Source organism: Curtobacterium sp. MCLR17_036 (assembly GCF_003234445.2).
Classification (GTDB): domain Bacteria; phylum Actinomycetota; class Actinomycetes; order Actinomycetales; family Microbacteriaceae; genus Curtobacterium.
Genome location: NZ_CP126269.1, coordinates 96,036 through 119,007 on the forward strand (window position 1 = coordinate 96,036; position 22,972 = coordinate 119,007).

A 22,972-nucleotide genomic window follows, 5' to 3' on the forward strand; every position below is an offset into this window, starting at 1 on the left:
CGACCTGGTCCGCTACGGCGAGTGAGCCTGCATCTCGCCGGAGCAACTTTCAGTGGTGGTTCCTGGCAGGCTCGGACCCCGGTCCTCGGAGGACTGATGTCGAACACCGCACCCGCCACTCCCACCGCTCCGGCCCGTGTCGCCACGAAGCGCACGATCCTGATGTGCAAGCCGGACTTCTACACGGTGAGCTACCGGATCAACCCGTGGATGCACCCGGAGGAGCCGACCGACACGTCGAAGGCCGTCGAGCAGTGGGAGTCGCTCGTCGCCGTCTACGAGCAGCTCGGCTTCGACATCTCGTACATCGACCCCATCGACGGCCTGCCGGACATGGTCTACGCAGCCAACGGCGGGTTCGTCCTCGACGGCATCGCCTACGGCGCGAAGTTCCAGTACCCCGAGCGCCAGCCCGAGGGCCCGGCGTACATGGACTGGTTCCGCCAGGCCGGCCTGACCGTCGCCGAGCCGGAGCAGACCAACGAGGGCGAGGGTGACTTCCTGCTCATCGGGGACACCATCTTCGCCGGCACCGGCTTCCGGTCGGACAGCACCTCGCACGACGAGCTCGCGACGATCTACGGCCGCGAGGTCGTCACCCTCAAGCTCATCAACCCGAGCTTCTACCACCTCGACACCGCCATCGCCGTGCTCGACCCCGAGCCCGCGGCGGACGGGACGTCGAACATCGCCTACCTCGAGAGCGCCTTCGACGAGCCGTCGCTGGCGATCCTGCGCGAGCGCTTCCCCGACGCGATCATCGCGACGGAAGAGGACGCCGCGATCCTCGGCCTGAACTCGTACTCCGACGGGTACAACGTCGTGATCGCCGCCCGCGCGACCACGTTCGCGTCGCAGCTGCGTGAGAAGGGCTACAACCCGATCGGCGTCGACCTGTCCGAGCTGCTGCTCGGCGGCGGCGGCGTGAAGTGCTGCACCCTCGACCTGCACCCGGTCGGCACCGGCACCTCGGTCGCGCGTTCCCTCGGGGTCAGCTGATGTCGGCGGCAGCGTCGCTCGGGGTCAACACCGCGGCGGCGCTCGCCGTCGAGGACCGCGCCCTCGCGCACAACTACAGCCCGCTGCCCGTCGTCATCGCGTCGGGTGCCGGAGCGACCGTCACCGACGTCGACGGCAAGCAGTACCTGGACGGCCTCGCCGCGTACTCGGCGGTGAACTTCGGCCACGGCAACCCGCGGCTGCTCGCCGCCGCACGGGCGCAGCTCGACCGCGTGACGCTGACCAGCCGCGCGTTCGTGAACGACCAGCTCGGGCCGTTCGCGGCAGCACTGGCGGCGTTGACGGGGACCGAGATGGTCCTGCCGATGAACACCGGCGCCGAGGCCGTCGAGTCCGCGATCAAGGTGTCCCGCGCCTGGGGCTACCGGGTCAAGGGCGTGCCGGCCGAGCGGGCGACGATCATCGTCGCGTCCGGGAACTTCCACGGCCGCACCACGACGATCATCTCGTTCTCCGACGACCCCTCGGCCCGCGACGACTTCGGCCCGTACACGCCGGGCTTCCGCACGGTGCCCTACGGCGACGCCGCTGCTCTGCGCGCGGCGATGGACGAGACCGTCGTCGCCGTGCTGCTCGAGCCGATCCAGGGCGAGGGCGGCGTGGTCATCCCCCCGGAGTCGTACCTGCCGTCCGTCCGGCAGGTCTGCGACGAGTTCGGTGCGCTGTTCATCGCGGACGAGATCCAGTCTGGCCTCGGTCGCACCGGGCACACGCTCGCGGTGCAGCGTGTCGGCGTCCGGCCCGACCTCATCACGCTCGGCAAGGCCCTGGGCGGCGGCATCGTGCCGGTGTCTGCGGTGGTGGGCTCGCGCGACGTCCTCGGCGTCCTGCGCCCCGGCGAGCACGGGTCCACCTTCGGCGGCAACCCCCTCGCCGCAGCCGTCGGCGCCGAGGTCGTGGCGATGCTCGGTGAGGGCACGTTCCAGCAGCGGGCCCTCGAGGGCGAACCGCTGCTGCGCGGCCTGCTCGACGAGCTCGTCGGGCACGGCGTCGTGTCGCACCGCGTGGCCGGACTCTGGGCCGGGATCGACATCGACCCCGCACTCGGCACCGGCAAGGCGATCGCGAAGGACCTCGCCGACCGCGGACTCCTGGTGAAGGACACCCACGGGTCGACGATCCGCTTCGCGCCGCCCCTCGTCGTCACCGACGACGAGATCCGCTTCGCGATCGACGTGCTCGGCGAGGTCCTGCGCGACCGAGCCTGAGCTCCGCGCTCGCTTCGTGAGCAGAAATGGTCGGGTGCCCTCGGGCGACCCGACCATTTCTGCTCACCAAACGCCGCGGCCGTGCGGCCGCCGCCCCGCGCCTCACACCGCCCAGCGCGCCGCCAGCTCGTCCATCAAGCCGTCGAGCCGCTCGTCCACGACCTGCTCCTCGGGGTGGGCCTCGTACCAGGCGATGACCTCGCGCACCCCCTGCCGGTAGGTCGTGCGCGGCCGGTACCACGGCACGAGCGACCGGACCTTGCTGTTGTCGAACACCGAGCTGTTCGCCTTGTCGCCGAGCAGCGCCGCGCCCCACTCCGGGTCCACCGCGTTGATGGCGTCCGCCGGCACGTGCACGATCCGCAGGTCCTCGACCCCGGCCGCCGCCGCGATCTCGTGCGCGATGGCGTTCCACGTCGGCGCCTCGTCGCTCGTGATCGTGAAGGCCTCCCCGACTGCCGAAGCGTTGTCGAGCAGCCCAGTGAACCCGACCGCGAAGTCGCGGCTGTGCGTCAGGGTCCACAACGAGGTCCCGTCACCGGTGATGATGACCGGCTTGCCCGCGCGCATCCGCGCCACCGCGGTCCAGCCGCCGGTCAGCGGCAGCTTCGTCTCGTCGTAGGTGTGCGACGGCCGCACGATCGTCACCGGGAAGTCCTGCTCCCGGTACGCCTGCACCAGCAGCTCCTCGCACGCGATCTTGTCGCGCGAGTACTGCCAGTACGGGTTCTTCAGCGGCGTCGACTCCGTGATCGGCAGGTGCGTCGCCGGCGTCTGGTACGCCGAGGCCGAGCTGATGAACACGTACTGCCGCGTCCGCCCCGCGAAGAAGTCGACGTCCGCCTGCACCTGGTCCGGCGTGAAGGCGATCCAGTTCACGACCACGTCGAAGCGCTGGTCGCCGAGCACGTCCGCCAGTGCGCCGCGGTCCGACACGTCGGCCTGGAGGCGCGTCACACCCTCCGGGATCGGCCTGCCCCCGGTGGTCCCCCGGTTGAGCACGGTCACGTCGAACCCCTGCTCGACGGCTTCCCGCACGCAGGCGGCGCTGATGACGCCGCTCCCGCCGATGAACAACACGCTCGCTCCGGTCATGGGTGCTCCCTCGCTCCTGGCGGCACCGCTCCGTGCCGCACTCCCTCGATCCTGCACCTCCCCGACGGACCGGGCGCGAACGTGGCCCGATCGGACAGCGCGGCGCAGGGGCATCCTGCCTCCGTGACCGGACCGCTCACGGAGCCATCGACCACGGACGAAGTCTGCGGCGATCGAGACGCCTGTGAAGACCACGGCTTGGATCAGCGCAGACGGCACCTCGTCGGACAGCAGCTGGACGAGTGACTGAGGGGTCTGGTTCATGCAAGTGCCTGTGCGCCGCGCTCGTCCGCAATCGCACGCGCCGACGGAGACATGCGAGGATGGACAGCGAAGACCCCGGAACGATCCCTGGCTCAGGCCACATCGCCGGGGTTTCGTCGTGTGGACGACGTCGGCCGCTGTGCTCTGGCACCGACCCGAGGACTACCGTCACGGGTCGAGCCGCACCGACGCGGCCACGACAGGAGTGACACGCACATGGAGTACCGCTACCTCGGCAACTCGGGCCTCAAGGTCTCTGAGATCACCTACGGCAACTGGCTCACCCACGCCTCACAGGTCGAGAACGACGCGGCGATCGCCTGCGTCAAGGCCGCGCTCGAGGTCGGCATCTCGACGTTCGACACCGCCGACGTCTACGCCAACACCGGCGCCGAGACCGTCCTGGGCGAGGCGCTCAAGGGGGAGCGGCGCCAGTCCCTCGAGATCGCCACGAAGGTGTTCGGTCCGACCGGGCCGAAGGGGCACAACGACACCGGGCTGTCCCGCAAGCACATCCTCGAGTCGATCGACGGTTCGCTCGAGCGGCTGCAGACGGACTACGTCGACCTGTACCAGGCGCACCGGTTCGACCACGAGACCCCCCTCGAAGAGACCATGCAGGCCTTCGCCGACATCGTGCGGCAGGGCAAGGTCCTGTACGTCGGCGTGAGCGAGTGGACCGCCGACCAGCTCCGTGCGGGTGCGGCGCTGGCGAAGGACCTCGGCTTCCAGCTCATCTCGAACCAGCCGCAGTACTCGGCGCTGTGGCGCGTCATCGAGGACGAGGTGGTGCCGACCTCGAAGGAGCTCGGCATCTCGCAGATCGTCTGGTCGCCGATCGCCCAGGGCGTGCTCACCGGCAAGTACCAGCCGGGTCAGCCCCTGCCCGAGGGCTCGCGGGCCACGGACGACAAGGGCGGCGCGAAGATGATCGAGCGCTTCATGAACGACGAGGTGCTCTCGGCCGTCCAGGAGCTCAAGCCGATCGCCGACGAGCTCGACCTGTCGATGGCGCAGCTCGCCGTCGCGTGGGTGCTGCAGAACGAGAACGTCGCGAGTGCGATCATCGGCGCCTCGCGTCCGGAGCAGGTGCACGACAACGCCGGCGCCGCCGGTGTGACGATCCCGGCCGAGTTGCTGACCCGGATCGACGACGTGCTCGGCTCCGTGGTCGAGCGCGACCCGGCCAAGACGAACGACAGCAGCCCGAAGACCCGCGAGGCCTGATCGATCGACCGGTCCGCACGACCGGAGTCACCCCGAACCGCACACTCGCGTGGTTCGGGGTGACGTCCGTTGTGCGGGGCGGAAGCGAACCGCCGCCGCCGAAGACCCCGGAAGAAACACCCCTCGGACAACCGAAAAGGCCCCCTGCCGAAGCAGGGGGCCTTCACCGGTGGCTGGACACGGCATCGATCCGTGGACCTTTCGATTTTCAGTCGAACGCTCTACCAACTGAGCTATCCAGCCGTGGCGACCCTGACGGGACTTGAACCCGCGACCTCCGCCGTGACAGGGCGGCACGCTAACCAGCTGCGCTACAGGGCCATGTTGAATTGCTGTGGTGTTGTTCAGTACTGCTTGCTCGCTCACTCGGAGAGTGACCCCAACGGGATTCGAACCCGTGCTGCCGCCGTGAAAGGGCGGTGTCCTAGGCCACTAAACGATAGGGCCGCAAGCAGTGCATCGCGCTACCGATGGACAAGCATACGGATGCCCCGCGGGTTTCACAAATCGAGGCCCGTTCGCCCGTGATCCCCGGCGTGTCGCGCCGTCGCCGCAGGCTCGTCGGAGGCCGTGGTGCGAGCATCGTCGGCGGTCGGCATCCCTCGTCCGAGGGGCTGTCGACCCTGCGCCTCCTGTTGTTACTGTTGCCTCTGTTAACAGTGTTACGTGCGTGAGCCTTGCCGCGCTGTTACGAAATCGAGATACATGTCGACCTCAGCCCAGACCTCCCTCCGCTCCCGCAGCCGCCTCGTCGCCGCTGCGGCCGCCGTCGTGCTCACGGCCGGCACGCTCGCCGCGCTGGCGCCCACGGCGTCGGCCAGCGCTGCGTCGTACCCGTCGTGGAGCGAGGTGCAGCAGGCGAAGAAGTCGACGAGCGCCCAGCAGGCCAAGGTCTCCGAGATCAAGTCGCTCATCTCGTCGCTGCAGTCCGAGGCCGCCGCGAAGCAGAAGGCCGCGCAGGCCGCCGGTGAGGCCTACCAGGCCGCACAGACCAAGTACGACGCCGCGGCGCTCGCGCAGCACAAGCTGCAGGCGCAGGCCGACGACGCGGCGAAGACGGCGACCCAGTCCGAGGAGCAGGCGGGCCAGCTCGCCGCGCAGCTCGGGCGGGCGAGCGCCAACGACGTGACGACGGACATCCTCACCCACCCGTCGAACTCCGGCGACCTGCTGTACGAGCTCGGCGCGATGTCGAAGCTCAGCGAGCAGGCCGACGGCATCTACTCGCAGGCCACGCAGGACCGCGGCACGGCCCAGGCCCAGGCGGACAAGGCCGACTCCGCGAAGGACGCCCTCGGCGACCTCGCGGACGCCGCGCAGTCGACGATGCAGGAAGCGCAGGGTGCGGCGGACGCGGCACAGACAGCCGTCGACGCGCAGAACGACAACGAGACCCGGCTCGAGGCGCAGCTCACCGCGCTCACGACGAAGCAGCACGGTGTCGAGTCGGCGTACAAGCGGGGCGTGGCCGCCGAGAAGGCGCGGCAGGAGCGCATCGCGGCCGCGGCGGCCCGGGCGGCGGCGAAGGCCGCGGCGACGAGCCAGGGCGGCACCGGTGGTGGCACGGCGAACTCGGCCGGCTGGGTTCGGCCGTCCGGCGGCTTCCAGACGAGCGGCTACGGGTACCGCGTCGACCCGTACACGCACTACACGGCACTGCACGCCGGGGTGGACCTGGCCCCCGCCTGCTACGCGCCGATCTACGCGGCGCACGACGGCACCGTGACCTTCGCCGGGAACGGCGGCGGCTACGGCAACGAGGTCGTGCTGGACAACGGCGGCGGCATCTCGACGGCCTACGGGCACGTCGTCGACGGGGGCATCCTCGTCACGAGCGGGCAGCACGTCACCGCCGGGCAGCAGATCGCGAAGATCGGCTCGACCGGCTGGTCGACCGGCTGCCACCTGCACTTCGAGACCCGGATCAACGGCGCCGCCGTCGACCCGGTCCCCTTCATGGCAGCGCGGGGGATCTCGGTTTGAGCATCAGCGCCGTCGGAAGGCCCCGGCCCACGTCATGAACCTGTCCGCCCGCTCCCTGTCCTGCGGGATCGCGACCGTCGCCGTGCTCGGCCTCGGGCTGTCGCTCGTCGTCGCCGGTCCGGCCCAGGCTGCCCCGTCGGGTCCCTCGTGGGACGACGTGAAGGCCGCCAAGTCGGACGCCGCCGACGCCCAGCAGACCGTCGACGAGCTGAGCTCGCGGCTCACGTCGCTGCAGGAGGCCGCCGACCGCGCCGGTGTCGTGGAGCAGCAGGCGGGACAGGCGTACGCCATGGCGGTGTCGCAGCAGCAGCAGGCGCAGGACACCCTCGACGACCTCGCCGCGCAGTCGAAGCGCGCGAAGGCGAAGGCCGACGACTCCGCCGGGCAGGTCGCCGGCCTCGTGGTCGAGCTGTCGCGCACCGGCGGCGGCGACCTGTCCACCGCGATGCTCGTCGACGGGTCCGACTCCGAGGACCTGCTCTACCGCGTCGGCACGATGTCGCACCTGTCCGAGCGGTCGGCGACCGTCCTCGCCGAGGCGCGGGCCGACCAGAACACCGTCGACTCCCTCGCCGACCAGCAGGACGCCGCCACCACGGCGCTCCGCGCGGCGACCAAGACGTCCGAGAGCGCGCTCACCACGGCGAACGACGTGTCCGCCGACGCGCAGGCCCGGGTGCAGGAGCAGCAGGAGCAGCAGGACGAGGTCCTGCGCCAGCTCGCCTACCTCAAGGGCACGAGCGTCGCGACGGAGACCGCGTACTGGACGGCGCAGCAGGCGAAGGCCGCCGAGATCGCCCTGGCGGCGCAGACCGCACGCGACGGTGACGGTGACGGACGAGCGACGGGCACCCGCCCGGGCGCATCCACCGGCAGTTCCGACCCGTCGACGAGCACGCCGTCCACGAGCACCCCCTCGACGAACACCCCGGCGAACCCGGCTCCCGCGCAGCCAGCGCCGAGCAAGCCGAGCAAGCCGAAGCCGGCGAAGCCCGCCCCCGCGAACCCGGCACCGGCACCGGCTCCGGCACCAGCACCGAGCAAGCCGAAGCCCGCTCCGGCCCCCGCCCCCGCTCCGACGCCCACCGTCCCGAGCGGCCCGTCGAAAGCCGCCGGCGCCATCGCCTACGCGCGGGCCCAGCTCGGCAAGCCGTACGTGCTGAACGGCGCCGGGCCGAACACCTGGGACTGCTCCGGTCTCGTGATGATGGCCTACGGCTCGCAGGGCATCCCGACCGGCGGGCACAACGTGGTCTGGCAGTACAACCACTTCGCCTCGATCGGACGGCTCGTGCCGCTGTCGCAGCGCCAGCCCGGCGACATCCTCTTCTACTCGCACACCGGAACTGCTTCAGGCGGTTACCACGACTCGATCTACACCGGCAACGGCATGATGGTCGAGGCCGCGCGGCCCGGGGTGGGCGTGGTCGAGCGCGCCGTCTGGCTGCCGAACGAGCTCCTGCCCTACGTCGCCCGTCCGAGCGGCTCCCTCTGAGGCACCTGCGCGAGCAGCCGCACATGAACGCGCCCCCGCACGGTCACCGCGCCCCGAAGAGTCGGGGTGCAACGACCGCACGGGGGCGCGATCAGCTGTCCGGGCGGGCGAGGCCGGCCGCACGAGGCCGGCCGGCCGAACCCGAACGTTCCGTCAGTGCGAACCGGGCACGTACGCGGCCTGGCCGGCCTGCACGATCGCCTCGGCCTCGGCGGCGTCGCCCCAGCCCTCGGCCTTGACCCACTTGTTCGGCTCGAGGTCCTTGTATCGCTCGAAGAAGTGCGCGATCTCGGCCTTGGTCTGCTCCGGCACGTCCGAGATGTCCTGGATGTGCGCCCAGCGCGGGTCCTTCGCGGGGACCACGAGGACCTTCTCGTCCTTGCCGGCCTCGTCGCTCATCTTGAAGACGCCGACCGGACGGACCTTGACGCCCACGCCGGGGAACGTCGGGAACTCGAGCAGCAGCAGCGCGTCCACGGGGTCGCCGTCGTCGGCCAGGGTCTTCTCGAAGAAGCCGTAGTCGGTCGGGTAGACGAACGACGTGAACAGCACGCGGTCGAGGTAGACGCGACCGGTCTCGTGGTCCACCTCGTACTTGTTGCGGCTGCCCTTGGGGATCTCGACGACGACGTCGTACGCGGCCATGTCTGCACTCCTGGTTTGTCGAACGGGCTGTCGGTGGTTCCGAAAGCGCGGCTAACGTTACCGGGTGAACTCTCCGCGCCCCCGGCTGGACCCCGCGGTCGCCGACACCCGTCGAGCGGTGCGCACGCTGCTCGCCGACGCCCGTGCCCAGGGTGTCGTCGCCGACGGCGACCTGGTGCTCGTCGCGCTGAGCGGCGGACCGGACTCGCTCGCGCTCGCCGCGGCGACCGCGTTCGAGGCGTCGAAGCAGGGGCTCCGGTCCGGAGCGGTGGTCGTCGACCACGCGCTCCAGGCGGGCTCCGAGGCGGTGGCGACCCGTGCCTCCCGACAGGCCGCCGAGCTGGGACTCGACCCCGTGACGGTCCGTCGGGTCGCCGTCGGCTCCGACGGCGGTCCGGAAGGCGCCGCCCGGGAGGCCCGCCACGCGGCCGTCGCGGACGTCACGTCCGCCGTCGGCGCACCCCTCGTGCTGTTCGGGCACACGCTCGACGACCAGGCCGAGACGGTGCTGCTGGGCCTGCTGCGCGGCAGCGGGCCGGACAGCCTGTCCGGCATGCAGCCGCTCGTCCGGCGCGCGGAGGGCCCGGCCTACGGCCGGCCGCTGCTCGCGGTGCGGCGCCACACCACCCGGCAGGCGTGCGCCGCCGCGGGCCTCGCGCCCTGGCAGGACCCGCAGAACGACGACCCGGCGTTCGCCCGGGTGCGGGTGCGGCAGGCGCTCATGCCGGTGCTCGAACGGGAGCTCGGCGCCGGGGTGCCCGAGGCGCTCGCCCGGACGGCCGACCAGCTGCGCGAGGACGCCGCGGCGCTCGACCACTTCGCCGAGGAGATCGCCGAGGACCTGGCCGAGCACTCCGAGGCGGGCATCTCGCTGTCCGTGCCGGGACTCGCCGCGAACCCGCCGGCGCTGCGGCAGCGGCTGGTCCGGCTCGCGGTGCGGAGCGAGTTCGGGGTGACGCTGTCCCGCGTGCAGACGCTCGAGGTCTGCCGGCTCGTGACGGACTGGAGCGGCCAGGGCCCGATCGACCTGCCGGGCGTCCGTGCGGCGCGGATCGGCGACCGCATCGCGTTCAGCGCCGGTTAGGCTGGAGCGGTGGAACTCTCCGACGTCCAGGCAGACCTGTCCGAAGTGCTCTTCACCCCCGAGCAGATCGACGAGAAGCTCGCCGAGCTCGCGGCGGTCGTCGACGCCGACTACGCGGGGCGTGACCCGCTGCTCGTCGGGGTCCTCAAGGGGGCCGTCATGGTGATGGCGGACTTCTCGCGACACCTGAAGATGCAGGCGCGGATGGACTGGATGGCGGTGTCGTCGTACGGCTCCGGCACGAAGTCGTCGGGTGTGGTGCGGATCCTCAAGGACCTCGACACCGACCTGCACGGGCGCGACGTCCTCATCGTCGAGGACATCATCGACTCGGGGCTGACCCTGTCGTGGCTCAAGCAGAACCTGCAGTCCCGTGGGGCCGCCAGCGTCGAGATCGTCGCGCTGCTGCGCAAGCCCGAGGCCGCCAAGGTCGAGGTCGACGTGAAGTACGTCGGCTTCGACATCCCGGACGCCTTCGTGGTGGGGTACGGCCTCGACTACGACGAGCGCTACCGGAACCTGCGCGGCGTCGGCGTCCTCGCCCCGCACGTCTACAGCTGAGCGGGTCCGGGCCGCGCGGTCTCGCGCCGAGGACACTCGCCGAACGGTGAGTTCGCCCGCAGAGGACACCCATTCTCGCCACAGAATCGCAGCCGTATGCTGATCAGCACGCAACTTCGGCAGAGAAAGGTGTCGGGCATCTCAGCCCGGATCACATGAACTTCAAGCGCATCTTCCGCGGCCCGTACCTCTACGTGCTGATCGCGCTGGCGGGCATCTTCATCGGCTGGAGTCTGCTCAGCCAGGCCGGCACGTCGCAGATCGAGACCCAGAAGGGGCTCGAGCAGCTCGCCGACGGCAAGGTCTCGTCCGCAGTCATCAACTCGACCGAGCAGCGCGTCGACCTCACCCTGAAGGACGGCGACAAGCAGGAGCAGTTCTACTACTCCACGCCGCGCGGCGACGAGGTCGTCACCGCCGTCAACGACGCCGACCTGCCCAAGGGCTACAACGACCACGTGTCCCAGGGCAACTGGTTCCTGTCGCTCATCAGCATCCTGCTGCCCTTCCTGATCATCGGCGCCCTGTTCTGGTTCCTGCTCTCGAGCGCCCAGGGCGGCGGCTCGAAGGTCATGCAGTTCGGCAAGTCCAAGGCGAAGATGAACAACAAGGAGAACCCGCAGGTCTCCTTCTCGGACGTCGCCGGCTCGGACGAGGCGATCGAGGAGCTCCAGGAGATCAAGGAGTTCCTCAAGGAGCCGGCCAAGTTCCAGGCCGTCGGCGCGAAGATCCCGAAGGGCGTGCTGCTGTACGGCCCTCCCGGCACCGGCAAGACCCTGCTCGCGCGCGCCGTCGCCGGCGAGGCAGGCGTCCCGTTCTACTCGATCTCCGGTTCGGACTTCGTCGAGATGTTCGTCGGTGTCGGTGCGAGCCGTGTCCGTGACCTCTTCGAGCAGGCCAAGGCGAACTCGCCGGCCATCGTCTTCATCGACGAGATCGACGCCGTCGGCCGCCACCGCGGCGCCGGCATCGGCGGCGGCAACGACGAGCGCGAGCAGACGCTCAACCAGCTGCTCGTCGAGATGGACGGCTTCGACGGCAAGACGAACGTCATCCTCATCGCCGCGACGAACCGTCCCGACGTGCTCGACCCCGCCCTGCTCCGCCCGGGCCGCTTCGACCGCCAGATCGGCGTCGACGCGCCGAGCCTGGCCGGCCGCAAGCAGATCCTCGAGGTGCACGCGAAGGGCAAGCCGCTCGCCGCGAGCGTCGACCTCGAGCTGCTCGCCCGCAAGACGCCGGGCTTCACCGGTGCCGACCTGGCGAACGTCCTCAACGAGGGCGCGCTGCTGACCGCCCGTTCGAACGCGCAGCTCATCGACAACCGCGCCCTCGACGAGGCCGTCGACCGCGTGATGGCCGGCCCGCAGCGCCGCACCCGGATCATGTCCGATCAGGAACGCCTCATCACGGCCTACCACGAGGGCGGACACGCCCTGGCGGCCGCGGCCATGCGCCACACCGACCCGGTCACGAAGATCACGATCCTGCCGCGAGGCCGTGCGCTCGGCTACACGATGGTGCTCCCGCTCGAGGACAAGTACTCGGTCACCCGCAACGAGCTGCTCGACCAGCTCACCTACGCCATGGGTGGTCGCGTCGCAGAGGAGATCGTCTTCCACGACCCGACGACGGGCGCCTCGAACGACATCGAGAAGGCCACCGGCACCGCACGCAAGATGGTCACCGAGTACGGCATGAGCCGTGCGGTCGGGTCCGTCAAGCTCGGTTCCGGGTCGAGCGAGCCGTTCGTCGGCCGCGACATGAGCGGCGGGACCGGTCGCGACTACTCGGAGAACATCGCCGAGACGGTCGACGCCGAGACCCGTGCCCTGCTCGAGGCCGCGCACGACGAGGCCTACCAGGTGCTCAACGACAACCGCGACATCCTCGACCGCCTGGCGGGTGAGCTCCTCGAGAAGGAGACGCTCGACGCCCCCGAGCTCGTCGAGATCTTCAAGGACGTCCGCAAGCTGCCGGAGCGCCCGCAGTGGCTCTCCAGCGACAAGCGCCCGGTGAGCGACCTGCCCGCCATCGCCTCCGGCAAGGCCGCGAACACCGCCGTCGAGCCGGATGACCGCGAGCCGTCGAAGGCCCCGCGTCACCGTCCGTTCGGCAACCCGGGCATCGCACCCGCCTAGGCGGCCGGCATGTCCGACCTCCCGACGCGACGTGCACGTCGGCTCGCCGAGGTGAGCCGTCCGCGCTCGGCACCCGCGACCCGGGTGCCGAGCGCGGCGGGCACCCGGGTGATGGGCATCCTCAACGTCACCCCCGACTCGTTCAGCGACGGCGGGCTGCACCAGGCGTACGACGCCGCGGTCGCCCACGCCCGTGACCTCGTCGCCGCCGGTGCCGACATCGTCGACGTCGGTGGCGAGTCCACCCGTCCGGGCTCCGAACGGGTCCCGCTGGCGGTCGAGCAGGAACGCGTGCTGCCGGTCGTGCGGCAGCTCGTGGCCGAGGGCATCCCGGTGAGCATCGACACGATGAACGCCGCCACCGCCGAACGCGCGGTCGAGGCCGGCGCAGCGATCGTGAACGACGTCTCCGGCGGACTCGCCGACCCGGACATGGTCCGCGTGGTCCGGGACACCGGTACCCGGTTCGTCGTGATGCACTGGCGCGGGCACAGCGACCGGATGTACCGGAACGCCGAGTACACGCACGCGGTGGACGAGGTCCGGCGCGAGGTCGAGATGCGCGTCGCCGAGCTCATCGTCCTCGGGGTCCGCCAGGAGCAGGTCGTCATCGACCCGGGCCTCGGCTTCGCGAAGCAGGGCGCGCAGAACTGGGAGATCCTGGCCGGCTACGAGCGGTTCGCCTCGATCGGCCTGCCGGTGCTCGTCGCCGCGTCGCGCAAGCGGTTCCTCGACGGAGTCGGGAGCCCCGAGGGAGCCGCTCCGCGCGAGCGCGACCTCGCCACCGCCGCCATCAGCCTGCTCGCCGCGGAACGGGGCGCGTGGGGGGTGCGCGTGCACGACCCGGCACCGACCCGTGCCGTGCTCGACGTCTGGGACGCCTGGAGGGCAGCTCGCTCGTGAACGACACCATCCGCCTCGTCGGGGTCCGCGCCCGCGGCAACCACGGCGTCTTCGACCACGAACGCGCCGACGGCCAGGACTTCGTCGTCGACGTCGCCGTGGAGCTCGACGCCCGAGCCGCCTCCGGCAGCGACGACCTCGACGCCACCGTGCACTACGGGGTCCTCGCAGAGCAGGTCGTCGCCGAGGTCGAGCGCGACCCGGTCGACCTCATCGAGACGCTGGCCGAGCGCATCGCCGCCGTCGTCCTGACCCACCGCGCCGCCCTGGCGACCGAGGTCACGGTGCACAAGCCGCAGGCGCCGATCACCGTCCCGTTCACCGACGTGTCGATCACCATCCGCCGCACCCGCGGCATCGACGCGCCGGTCGAGGGGGCGGCGTGAGCCGCGTCGTGGTCGCTCTCGGCGCCAACCTCGGCGACCGGGGCAGCACCCTGCGCGCCGCTGCCGAGGCCGTCGCCGCACTGCCCGGCGTGCGCCCGGTGGCGTCGAGCCACGAGGTCGAGTCCGTCGCCGTCACGCTGGACGGCCCGGACGACGCGAAGCCCCGCTACCGCAACGCCGTGGTGATCGTCGACACCGACCTCGAGCCGCAGGCGTTCCTCGACGCCCTGCACGGCATCGAGGACGCCCACGGCCGCACCCGCGACGTCCGCTGGGGCGACCGCACGCTCGACCTCGACGTCGTGGCCGTCGACGACCTCCGGATCGACACGGCGACCCTCACGGTGCCGCACCCGCGGGCCGCCGAACGGGCGTTCGTGCTCGCGCCGTGGCTCGACGCCGACCCCGCGGCCGTCCTGCCCGGTGCCGGGCCGGTGGCCGACCTGCTCGCCGCACTGGGGGACGACACCGAGCGCGTCGACGAGCCGCGCCTGCTCGCCGAGCCGACCCGGGCCTCCGCACCGGAACGGAACGTGACCAGCGCATGAAGCCGACCCGACTCTCCACCCTGCTCGCCCTCGCCGTGGTCACCGGCGTCGCCGGGTACGCGATCGACGCCGTGCTCGCCTCGCGCCAGGCGCCGACGCTCCTGCTCGCCGTGCCGCTCGGCGTCACGCTCGCGTTCATCGGCGTCGCCGTCGTGGCCATGGCGCGCCCGATCCGGCAGCACGCACGGGACGGCGCCGGGCGCCGGCACCCGGTCGACCCGCTGTACGCGACCCGCGTCGTCGTGCTCGCGAAGGCCGCCAGTCTGTGCGGCGCGCTCTTCACCGGCTTCGGCGCCGGGCTCGTCGTCTACCTGCTGACGCGCGCGGTGGTGCCTTCGCTAGGCTCGACCCTGCCGAACGTGGTCGCCGTCGGCGGCGGTGTCGTCCTGACGGTCTGCGCCCTGGTGGCCGAGCGGATGTGCGTCGCACCCCCGGAGGACGACGACGACCGTCACGGTCCCGGCACCGGCTCGACGACGCTCGACTGACCGAGCACCACCCCAGGAGGCCCCGCGATGCCGCGTGAACGACTCGACGAGGACGGCCTCGGCCTGCAGGGCATCGCGTGGACGCGGGTGTCCGCCAAGCTCGTCTGGACCGAACTCGTCATCGCCCTGGTGATCGGCGCGGTGTTCACCGCCGGCTTCGTGCTCATCGGCGTCGTCAACGACGGCTTCGGCTCGCCGGCCGGCACGGTCTTTACCCTGATCGGCCTCGCCGCCGCCGTCGTCACCATCGTCACGGCGTCGCTCACCCCGCGCCGGGTCCGCGCGATCGGCTACGCCCTGCGGGACGACGACCTGGTGGTCCGGCGCGGGCTCATGTGGCAGCGCTTCACGGCGGTGCCGTACGGCCGCATGCAGCTCGTCGACGTCGCCCGCGGTCCGCTCGACCGCGCGCTCGGCATGAGCGAGCTGAAGTTCGTCACCGCCGCGGCCGCCACGAACGTCCGGATCCCCGGGGTCCCCGCGTCCGACGCCGACGCGTTGCGCGACCGGCTGGTCGAACTCGCCGAGTCCCGCCGCGCCGGGCTCTAGGGGGACCCGTGACCTTCCGACCCGGCCCGCCGCTGCCGCCGGCCCCGCCCCGCCGGGGTGACGCCGCGGCCGCCGCGCCCCTGACCGACGGCGACTGGCACCGCCTGCACCCGCTGACACCGCTGCTCAAGGGCGGCATCGTGCTCATCGTCGTCCTCGGCTACGTGCTCAACAGCCTGCGCGACCGGCTCGTCGACGTGTTCATCCCGGGCGGCCCGCGCGAGGACGGCGACCCCGTGCAGTACGTCTACGAGCACGGCGCGGTCGGCTGGGTGCTGCTCGGTGTCGCCGGCCTGCTCGTCGTCCTCATCGGGCTCTTCTACCTGTCCTGGCGGATGCACGAGTTCCGGGTCACCGGCGAGATCGTCGAGGTGCGCTCCGGCGTGCTCTTCCGGAACCACCGGAAGGCGCGACTCGACCGCATCCAGGGCATCAACATCCAGCGGCCGCTCGTGCCCCGGCTGTTCGGTACCGCGAAGCTCGAGATCGCGCAGGCCGGCAACGACGCGAACGTGCAGCTCGCCTACCTCGGGGTGAAGGCCGCCGACGACCTGCGGCAGCGGATCCTCGTGCTCGCCTCCGGGGCGAAGGACGACGACCCCGCCGGCGGGCCGACCCGGGTGTCGCACGGCGTGCTGCAGGACCGCCTCGGCGAGGTCTTCTCGCCCGAGCTCGACCCCGCCGCCGTGCACGCCACCCGCATCGTGAAGGTGCACCCCGGCCGGCTCATCGCCTCGATGCTGCTGTCCGGCACGACGTTCTTCATCCTGCTGGTCGTCGCGGCGATGGTCGTCAGCGTCGCGCTCACCGGCGAGTACGGGTTCCTGTTCGGGCTGTTCCCCGCCGTCATCGGTGCCGGCGGGTACTACGTCCGCAAGTTCTCGCGGTCGCTGCAGTACACGATCGCCGAGACCCGCGACGGCATCCGCATCGGCTTCGGCCTCGTCTCGACCTCGAACGAGACCCTGCCGCCGGGGCGGATCCACGCCGTCAGCGTCGCCCAGCCCCTGTTCTGGCGGCCGTTCGGCTGGTGGGACGTCCGGATCAACCGCGCGACGAACGCCGGCAACGGGGCGTCGAACAACCAGCAGGTGTCGTCGATCGTGCTGCCGGTCGGCACGGCCGCCGACGTCCGCGAGGTCCTCGACATCATCCTGCCCGGCCTCGTCGGCACCGTCGTCGCCGGTCCCGCCGCCTCGCAGGAGGCCCTGCGCGAGGGCTCGGCCGAGGCCGTCGACGTCGTCGACGACAGCCTGACCACCACCGGCGACCGTGGCGGCTTCGTGCACTCCCCGCGCCGCGGCGCCTGGCTGCGCCCGCTGTCCTCGCGCCGCAACGGCTACCGCTTCGTGCAGGGTGCCGTGCTGCTCCGCCTCGGCGCGGTGTGGCGGTCGCTCGTCGTCGTGCCCCTGCCCCGGGTGCAGAGCGTCAAGGTCGAGCAGGGTCCGCTCGAGCGCGCCCTGCGGCTCGCCTCCGTGCACGTGCACACCGTCGCCGGCCCGGTCTCGCCCCGCGTCGGTGCGCTCGACGCCCGCGACGCGCAGCGGCTGTGGTCCGAGACCGCCCACCGCGCCGTCGAGGCGGCCGCCGTGGACACCACCCACCGGTGGCGCGCACGGGAGGCCCGCCCCGCGCCCGGCACGCACGCTGCGGACGGGTCGTGGGTCACCTCCGGCGCCCCTGACGGGTCCGGCACGGGTGTGCCGGGCGGACCAGGAGCACCGGCCGGTGCGTCTGCCGGGCCGGGAGCGGGCGTGCCGGGTGGACCGGGAGCACCGGCGGGTGCGTCTGCCGAGCCGGGCGCGCGAGTGCCGGGCGGACCGGGGGCCCTCGCTGGTGCGTCCGCCGTGCCGGACGCGGGCGTGCCGGACGCGGGCGCGCCGGGCGGACGGGGAGCCCTCGCCGGTGCGTCCGCCGGGCCGGACGCCGACCGCCGGATCGGAGCCGTGCCTCCCGGGCCGCTGCCCGCGGGGTGGACGGACGTGCCGTCGACGGAGGCCGCCCGATGAGGGCGGGACGGCTCGGCGTCGGCATCGTCGGTGCCGGACGCGTCGGCCCGGTGCTCGGCGCCGCCCTGGCGAACGCGGAGCACGCGGTCGTCGGCGTCACCGCGGTCTCGGACGAAGGACGCGACCGCGCCGAGGCGATGCTGCCCGGCGCCCCGGTGCTCACCACACCGGAACTCGTCGAGCGCAGCGAACTCGTGCTCCTCGCGGTGCCGGACGACCAGCTGCCCTCGCTCGTCCAGGGCCTGGCCGACGCCGGCGTCTGGCAGCCCGGGCAACTCGTCGTGCACACGAGCCCCGACCACGGCGTCGGCATCCTCGCCCCGGCGATGGCGGCCGGGGCGATCCCGCTCGCGATCCACCCGGCGATGGCGTTCACCGGCACGAGCGTCGACCTGTCCCGGCTGCGCGACGCCTACTGCGCGGTGACCGCCCCGTCACCGGTGCTGCCGATCGCGCAGGCGCTCGTCGTCGAGATGGGCGCGGAGCCGTTCGTGGTGGCCGAGGGCGACCGGCCCGCCTACGCCGACGCCGTGCGCGCTGCCGTGGCGTTCTCGACGGCCATCGTCGACCAGTCGGCGGGCACGCTGTCCGGCATCGGGGTGGAACACCCCGGCCGGGTGCTCGGGGCGCTCGTGCGGTCCGCCGTCGACAACGCGCTCACCGCGGCCGACGGGCAGTCGACGCTGTAGCGGGCGGCGACGTCGCGCGGGGTCCGGCTCGGCGCCGGTCGCGGGTAGCATTTCCCCCGACCCCCACGACCCCCGGAGCCGCACCCGCATGACCGACGAGACCGTCACCCCCGACACCGCGACCGCCGACGCCGCCGCACAGGCCGAGCAGGAGACGAGCGAGCAGCGACAGGTCCGGCTCGACAAGCGGGCGAAGCTGCTGGAGTCGGGCATCGAGGCGTACCCTGCCGAGCTCCCGATCACCACGACGATCCCGGCGGTCCGCGAGCAGTACGCGCACCTCGAGACCGGCGAGGAGACGCAGGACGTCGTCGGCGTCGCCGGCCGCATCGTGTTCTCGCGCAACACCGGCAAGCTCTGCTTCGCGTCGCTGCAGTCCGGCGACGGTTCCCGGATCCAGGCGATGGTGTCCCTGGCCGAGGTGGGCGACGAGTCGCTCGCCCGCTGGAAGGAGTTCGTCGACCTCGGCGACCACGTGTTCGTGCACGGCCGCGTCATCTCGTCGCGCCGCGGCGAGCTGTCGATCATGGTCGACGACTGGGCGATCGCGGCGAAGGCGATCCTGCCGCTGCCGAACCTGCACAACGAGCTGAACGAGGAGACCCGGGTCCGGCAGCGCTACCTGGACCTCATCGTCCGCGACGAGGCGCGCGCCACCGTCCGCGCCCGTGCCGCCGTGATGGCCTCGCTGCGCCAGACCTTCACCGGCCACGAGTACCTCGAGGTCGAAACGCCGATGCTGCAGACCCAGCACGGCGGTGCCTCGGCACGACCCTTCGTGACGCACTCGAACGCCTTCGACACCGAGCTGTTCCTGCGCATCGCGCCCGAGCTGTTCCTCAAGCGCGCCGTCGTCGGCGGCATCGACCGCGTGTTCGAGATCAACCGGAACTTCCGAAACGAGGGCGCCGACTCGTCGCACTCGCCCGAGTTCGCGATGGTCGAGGCCTACCAGGCGTACGGCAACTACGAGCAGATGGCCGACCTGACCCAGGAGCTCGTGCAGAACGCCGCCCGCGCGGTGACCGGCGGCTCGCTCGTCGTCACCCTGCCCGACGGCACCGAGTACGACCTCGGCGGCGAGTGGGCCCGGATGGACATGTACGGGTCGCTGTCCGAGGCGGCCGGGCGCGAGATCACGCCGGAGACGCCGCTGGCCGAGCTCCAGGCGCTCGCCGCGGCCGAGGGCGTCGAGGTCGCCCACGCCACCCACGGCAAGTACGTCGAGGAGCTCTGGGAGCACTTCAACGAGGACCGCCTGTACGCCCCGACGTTCGTGATGAACTTCCCGGTCGACACCTCGCCGCTCACCCGGCAGCACCGCACCCGGCCCGGCATCGTCGAGAAGTGGGACCTGTACGTCCGGGGGTTCGAGCTCGCCACGGCGTACTCGGAGCTCGTCGACCCGGTGGTGCAGCGGGAGCGCTTCGTCGAGCAGGCGAAGCTCGCTGCCGGCGGGGACCCCGAGGCGATGCGCGTCGACGAGGAGTTCCTCCGCGCGCTCGAGCACGCGATGCCGCCGTCGGGAGGCATGGGCATGGGGATCGACCGGCTGCTCATGGCCATCACGGGCCTCGGCATCCGCGAGACCATCCTGTTCCCCCTGGTCAAGTAAGCCCGGGGTTCGCGGGGTACCATGCTCGGGTGCCGCATGGAGTCGTGACCGGGATCATCTTCGCCCTGACGCCGACGATCATCGTCGGCCTCATCTTCTGGTTCGTCATGCGCGCCATCATGCGGGCGGACCGCACCGAGCGCGCCGCCTACGCCAAGGTCGAGGCCGAGGAGCGTGCCCGCTTCGAGCGTGAGCACGGCTACCCCGCGCCGAGCACCACCTCCGCCGAGTAGCGCGCCCGCCGCCCGACGGCGCCCATCCGCGGACCCGCGCGCCCGCTGCCGGCTGCACCCCTCCGCACGCAGTGCCCCTCAGCGCGGAGCGCTCTGCTGTGCGCTGCGCTCCTCCGGGCGCAGCGGCCCCGCCGCGACGCCTGCGCGCCGGCGTCCCGTCACGACCCGTTCACCCCGTCGTCGCGCGCCGGGGTGACCATCGTCGGCATGGCAACCGCACACCCCTTCACCGGTCGCAGCCTCGTCGGCGACATCGAGAGCGAGTACGACGAGTTCGACCGCGACGCCGACCTCGAGGCCTCGAAGCGCCGGGACGGCTGGCTCGAACCGTCCTGGTGACCCCCACCGCACGTCAATCGGGGTACGCCGACCAGATCGAACCGATCAGGCCGGGCGTACCCCTTTCGTTCGTCCTGGGGGCGGTGTGCCCCGGGGGCCGGGTGCGGAAACGCGGCCGAAACACGGCGGCAACGGCGGAAACATCACGTCATGGCCGCTCTGCGCGCCCGGTCAGGGGGACAGATCGGGGGGCACCCGTACCCCGTTCCGGGCCGTTCCGGGGGCGAACCACGGAGAAGCCTGGGAATCGATCCAGCGGGTTTGTGGGGTACACCCCCCGACCGCTTTACTCATGACCACCCCCCGGTGAGCACCACCCCCAGATGGCCACCACGTCGAACGCAGGGAGAAACACCATGACGATCGCAACGGCTGCACCCAGCACCACCCGCCGCTCCACCACCAAGAAGACCGCAGCGTCGAAGACCGCGACCGCCGAGTCCGCGACCACCTCCCTCGACACCGAGGTCGAGGCCGACGAGCAGCTCGCCGGCGTCCGTGGCGCCTCCGTCGACCAGGTCGGCGACTACCTCCGCCACATCGGCCGCCTCTCGCTCCTCACCGCCGAGGAAGAAGCGCAGATCGCCCGCCGCATCGAGGTCGGCCTGTTCGCCGAGGAGAAGCTGACCACCGAGAAGGGGCTCGCCAAGTCCCTGCAGCGCGAACTGCGCTGGCTCGTCCGCGACGGTGAGCGCGCGAAGGAGCGCATGATCACCTCGAACCTCCGCCTGGTCGTGAGCATCGCGAAGCGCTACTCGCAGCGCGGCCTGCCGTTCATGGACGTCATCCAGGAGGGCAACCTCGGCCTGGTCCGCGCCGTCGAGAAGTTCGACTTCACGCAGGGCTACAAGTTCTCGACCTACGCCACCTGGTGGATCCGCCAGGCGATCTCGCGCGGTCTCGCCGACAAGGCCCGCACGATCCGCATCCCGGTGCACACCGTCGAGCTGATCAACAAGATCTCGCGCACCGAGCGCGACCTGACCGTCGACCTCGGCCGTGCGCCGATGCCGGAGGAAGTGGCCGCCGAGCTGAGCATGAGCGTCGAGGAACTCGTCGACCTCAAGGGCCGCTCGCACGAGCCGGTCTCGATCCACACCGTCGTCGGTGACTCCGACGACAGCGAGCTCGGTGACTTCATCGAGGACGAGGACGCCGCGAGCCCCAACGAGCTCACCGAGACGACGCTGCTGCACCGCGACATCCGCTCCATCGTCGCCGAGCTGCCGAGCGACGAGGCCAACGTCATCCGCATGCGCTACGGCCTGGACGACGACAAGCCGATGACCCTCGACGAGATCTCGAAGATCGTGCACACCACGCGTCAGGCCGTCAGCCGTGTCGAGTCGCGCGCCAAGCTGCGCCTCTTCGCGAAGGCCGTGTCGCAGGACATGCAGCTGTACCTGACCGACTAGGTCAGCAGGCTTCGGCCGGCACCTCTCGTGCCGGCGCGGGGAGCCCGGAGCGTCCTGTGGGAAGGCGATCCGGTGGGGTGATGGGACGGTCCGCTCGAGCACTGCTCGAGCGGGCCACTCTCGTTCCCGGGCCGGACCGTCACTCGTCGATCTCGCGGTCGAGCTTCTGCCGCAGGTCGTTCGGGATGAGCTCGATGAGCTGGTCCGGCCGGAGCGGCAGGTCGAGCAGGCTCAGCTTCACGCGGCCGGTCCGCCCGTGGCGCTCGGCGTCGAGCCGGACCACGCTGCCGGCGTCCTTCCGCAGGCGGATGTCGATCTGCGCCCCGGTCGCCACCTCGCCGACGACTAGGCCGTCGACCTCGAGCGCGGCGCTCCTCGTGCCCTCGGCGATGTCGAGGCGGTAGCGCTCCCGGGCAGCGAGCACCACGGACCGGTCGATGCCGGCCATCGGCGCGACCGGGGTCACGACGGAGCCGGACAGGGCGGGGGAGAGCACCGGGCCGCCGGCGGCGTAGTTGTAGGCGGTCGACCCGGCGGGCGTCGACGCGACGACGGCGTCCGCGCGGTAGTAGCCGTAGCCGAGCCCGCCGACGCTGAGGTCGGCCGAGACCTGACCCGCTCCCGGTCGTCGCACGACCGTCAGGTCGTTGAACGCCAGGTAGTCGGTGCGGGCGCCGCCCCACGACAGCCGGGCCTCGAGCGCGTGGTGCGGCTCGAGCTGGTACTCGCCGGCGGACAGCCGTTCGAGCGCGGCCTCGAGCTCCGGCGGTTCGATCTCGACCAGGAACCCGACGTTGCCGTAGTTGACGCCGAGCACCGGCACCGGGCGCTTCGCGACGAGGCGCATCGCCCCGAGCATGGTGCCGTCCCCGCCGAGCGCGACGACGAGGTCGACCCGGTCGGTGAAGTCGTCGTCGTCGACGACGGCGACCCCGCGGCCGACGCGCTGGGCGTCCGCCCGACGGGCCACGAGCTCCCCGAGACCGGACGCGTTCCAGCGCTGCAGGGTCGCGACGGACTCCTGGACGTTCTTGGTCGGGTGGACGACGAGGCCGACGACGGGCTGATCCATGCT

Annotated in this window: 22 protein-coding genes and 3 tRNA genes; 19 read left to right on the forward strand and 6 right to left on the reverse strand. The window is 71.7% G+C overall.

Going from position 1 to position 22,972, the window contains the following annotated elements; genetic code table 11:
* Positions 1–96: 96 nt before the first annotated feature.
* Both ddaH and rocD read left to right on the forward strand, forming a co-directional pair.
* The gene (ddaH, locus tag DEI99_RS00500) at positions 97–999 is read left to right on the forward strand and encodes a dimethylargininase (protein WP_111042521.1); all 903 of its coding nucleotides are present in this window, start codon (positions 97–99) and stop codon (positions 997–999) included.
* Positions 999–2,228: an ornithine--oxo-acid transaminase gene (rocD, locus tag DEI99_RS00505; protein WP_111042520.1), complete on the forward strand. Its 1,230-nt coding sequence runs from the start codon at positions 999–1,001 to the stop codon at positions 2,226–2,228. The genes ddaH and rocD overlap by 1 nt, the downstream gene beginning before the upstream one ends.
* Positions 2,229–2,330: 102 nt before the next feature.
* Here the strand turns inward: rocD and DEI99_RS00510 are convergent, their stop codons facing one another.
* The gene (locus tag DEI99_RS00510; protein ID WP_111042519.1) at positions 2,331–3,323 is read right to left on the reverse strand and encodes an NAD-dependent epimerase/dehydratase family protein; all 993 of its coding nucleotides are present in this window, start codon (positions 3,321–3,323) and stop codon (positions 2,331–2,333) included.
* A gap of 480 nt (positions 3,324–3,803) precedes the next feature.
* Between DEI99_RS00510 and DEI99_RS00515 the strand changes: the two genes are divergently transcribed.
* Complete coding sequence (locus DEI99_RS00515) at positions 3,804–4,814, forward strand: aldo/keto reductase family protein (protein WP_071258221.1); 1,011 nt, start codon at positions 3,804–3,806, stop codon at positions 4,812–4,814.
* A gap of 170 nt (positions 4,815–4,984) precedes the next feature.
* Here DEI99_RS00515 and DEI99_RS00520 read toward each other — a convergent pair.
* The 3 genes from DEI99_RS00520 to DEI99_RS00530 all read right to left on the reverse strand — a co-directional run bounded on the left by DEI99_RS00520 (position 4,985) and on the right by DEI99_RS00530 (position 5,261).
* Positions 4,985–5,057: transfer RNA gene (locus DEI99_RS00520), tRNA-Phe, on the reverse strand.
* A 1-nt stretch (position 5,058) separates the two neighbouring features.
* Positions 5,059–5,135 (reverse strand) — tRNA-Asp (locus tag DEI99_RS00525).
* Between the two features lie 53 nt (positions 5,136–5,188).
* Positions 5,189–5,261: transfer RNA gene (locus tag DEI99_RS00530), tRNA-Glu, on the reverse strand.
* Positions 5,262–5,519: 258 nt separating this feature from the next.
* On the opposite strand from DEI99_RS00530, the gene DEI99_RS00535 reads away from it, so the two are divergent.
* Together DEI99_RS00535 and DEI99_RS00540 are read left to right on the forward strand one after the other, a co-directional pair.
* Complete coding sequence (locus tag DEI99_RS00535; RefSeq protein ID WP_111042518.1) at positions 5,520–6,797, forward strand: peptidoglycan DD-metalloendopeptidase family protein; 1,278 nt, start codon at positions 5,520–5,522, stop codon at positions 6,795–6,797.
* A gap of 34 nt (positions 6,798–6,831) precedes the next feature.
* Complete coding sequence (locus DEI99_RS00540; RefSeq protein ID WP_111042517.1) at positions 6,832–8,292, forward strand: C40 family peptidase; 1,461 nt, start codon at positions 6,832–6,834, stop codon at positions 8,290–8,292.
* 153 nt (positions 8,293–8,445) lie between these two features.
* Here DEI99_RS00540 and DEI99_RS00545 read toward each other — a convergent pair whose 3' ends face one another.
* Positions 8,446–8,937: an inorganic diphosphatase gene (locus DEI99_RS00545; RefSeq protein WP_111042516.1), complete on the reverse strand. Its 492-nt coding sequence runs from the start codon at positions 8,935–8,937 to the stop codon at positions 8,446–8,448.
* Between the two features lie 64 nt (positions 8,938–9,001).
* Between DEI99_RS00545 and tilS the strand changes: the two genes are divergently transcribed.
* The 14 genes from tilS (at position 9,002) to DEI99_RS00615 (ending at position 21,897) form a co-directional block, all read left to right on the forward strand.
* Positions 9,002–10,021 (forward strand): tRNA lysidine(34) synthetase TilS, encoded by a 1,020-nt coding sequence (tilS, locus tag DEI99_RS00550; RefSeq protein WP_111042515.1) that lies wholly within the window; start codon positions 9,002–9,004, stop codon positions 10,019–10,021.
* 9 nt (positions 10,022–10,030) lie between these two features.
* Complete coding sequence (hpt, locus tag DEI99_RS00555; protein WP_017887686.1) at positions 10,031–10,582, forward strand: hypoxanthine phosphoribosyltransferase; 552 nt, start codon at positions 10,031–10,033, stop codon at positions 10,580–10,582.
* Between the two features lie 155 nt (positions 10,583–10,737).
* Complete coding sequence (gene ftsH / locus DEI99_RS00560) at positions 10,738–12,723, forward strand: ATP-dependent zinc metalloprotease FtsH (RefSeq protein ID WP_071258178.1); 1,986 nt, start codon at positions 10,738–10,740, stop codon at positions 12,721–12,723.
* Positions 12,724–12,732: 9 nt separating this feature from the next.
* The gene (gene folP, locus DEI99_RS00565; protein WP_111042514.1) at positions 12,733–13,626 is read left to right on the forward strand and encodes a dihydropteroate synthase; all 894 of its coding nucleotides are present in this window, start codon (positions 12,733–12,735) and stop codon (positions 13,624–13,626) included.
* A complete protein-coding gene (gene folB, locus DEI99_RS00570) occupies positions 13,623–14,012 on the forward strand; it encodes a dihydroneopterin aldolase (RefSeq protein ID WP_111042513.1) in 390 nt (129 codons plus the stop codon). Before folP ends, folB begins: the two co-directional genes overlap by 4 nt.
* A complete protein-coding gene (gene folK, locus DEI99_RS00575; RefSeq protein WP_111042512.1) occupies positions 14,009–14,560 on the forward strand; it encodes a 2-amino-4-hydroxy-6-hydroxymethyldihydropteridine diphosphokinase in 552 nt (183 codons plus the stop codon). Before folB ends, folK begins: the two co-directional genes overlap by 4 nt.
* Entirely contained in the window at positions 14,557–15,048 is a 492-nt protein-coding gene (locus tag DEI99_RS00580; protein ID WP_111042511.1) for a DUF3180 domain-containing protein, read from the forward strand. The genes folK and DEI99_RS00580 overlap by 4 nt, the downstream gene beginning before the upstream one ends.
* Positions 15,049–15,075: 27 nt before the next feature.
* Positions 15,076–15,597 (forward strand): PH domain-containing protein, encoded by a 522-nt coding sequence (locus DEI99_RS00585; RefSeq protein ID WP_111042510.1) that lies wholly within the window; start codon positions 15,076–15,078, stop codon positions 15,595–15,597.
* An 8-nt stretch (positions 15,598–15,605) separates the two neighbouring features.
* Positions 15,606–17,606 carry a PH domain-containing protein gene (locus tag DEI99_RS00590; RefSeq protein ID WP_111042509.1) on the forward strand — a complete coding sequence of 667 codons (2,001 nt, stop codon included), beginning with the start codon at positions 15,606–15,608 and terminating at the stop codon, positions 17,604–17,606.
* Positions 17,603–18,295: a Rossmann-like and DUF2520 domain-containing protein gene (locus tag DEI99_RS00595; RefSeq protein ID WP_071260245.1), complete on the forward strand. Its 693-nt coding sequence runs from the start codon at positions 17,603–17,605 to the stop codon at positions 18,293–18,295. The genes DEI99_RS00590 and DEI99_RS00595 overlap by 4 nt, the downstream gene beginning before the upstream one ends.
* A gap of 88 nt (positions 18,296–18,383) precedes the next feature.
* Complete coding sequence (gene lysS / locus DEI99_RS00600; protein WP_111041733.1) at positions 18,384–19,910, forward strand: lysine--tRNA ligase; 1,527 nt, start codon at positions 18,384–18,386, stop codon at positions 19,908–19,910.
* A gap of 29 nt (positions 19,911–19,939) precedes the next feature.
* Positions 19,940–20,143, forward strand: coding sequence for a hypothetical protein (locus DEI99_RS00605; RefSeq protein WP_071258149.1), 204 nt, complete (start codon positions 19,940–19,942; stop codon positions 20,141–20,143).
* A gap of 207 nt (positions 20,144–20,350) precedes the next feature.
* Complete coding sequence (locus DEI99_RS00610) at positions 20,351–20,482, forward strand: hypothetical protein (protein ID WP_258369388.1); 132 nt, start codon at positions 20,351–20,353, stop codon at positions 20,480–20,482.
* A gap of 356 nt (positions 20,483–20,838) precedes the next feature.
* A complete protein-coding gene (locus DEI99_RS00615; protein WP_071258146.1) occupies positions 20,839–21,897 on the forward strand; it encodes a sigma-70 family RNA polymerase sigma factor in 1,059 nt (352 codons plus the stop codon).
* A 139-nt stretch (positions 21,898–22,036) separates the two neighbouring features.
* Here the strand turns inward: DEI99_RS00615 and DEI99_RS00620 are convergent, their stop codons facing one another.
* The gene (locus tag DEI99_RS00620) at positions 22,037–22,969 is read right to left on the reverse strand and encodes an NAD(+)/NADH kinase (protein ID WP_071258144.1); all 933 of its coding nucleotides are present in this window, start codon (positions 22,967–22,969) and stop codon (positions 22,037–22,039) included.
* Between the last annotated feature and the right edge of the window lie 3 nt (positions 22,970–22,972).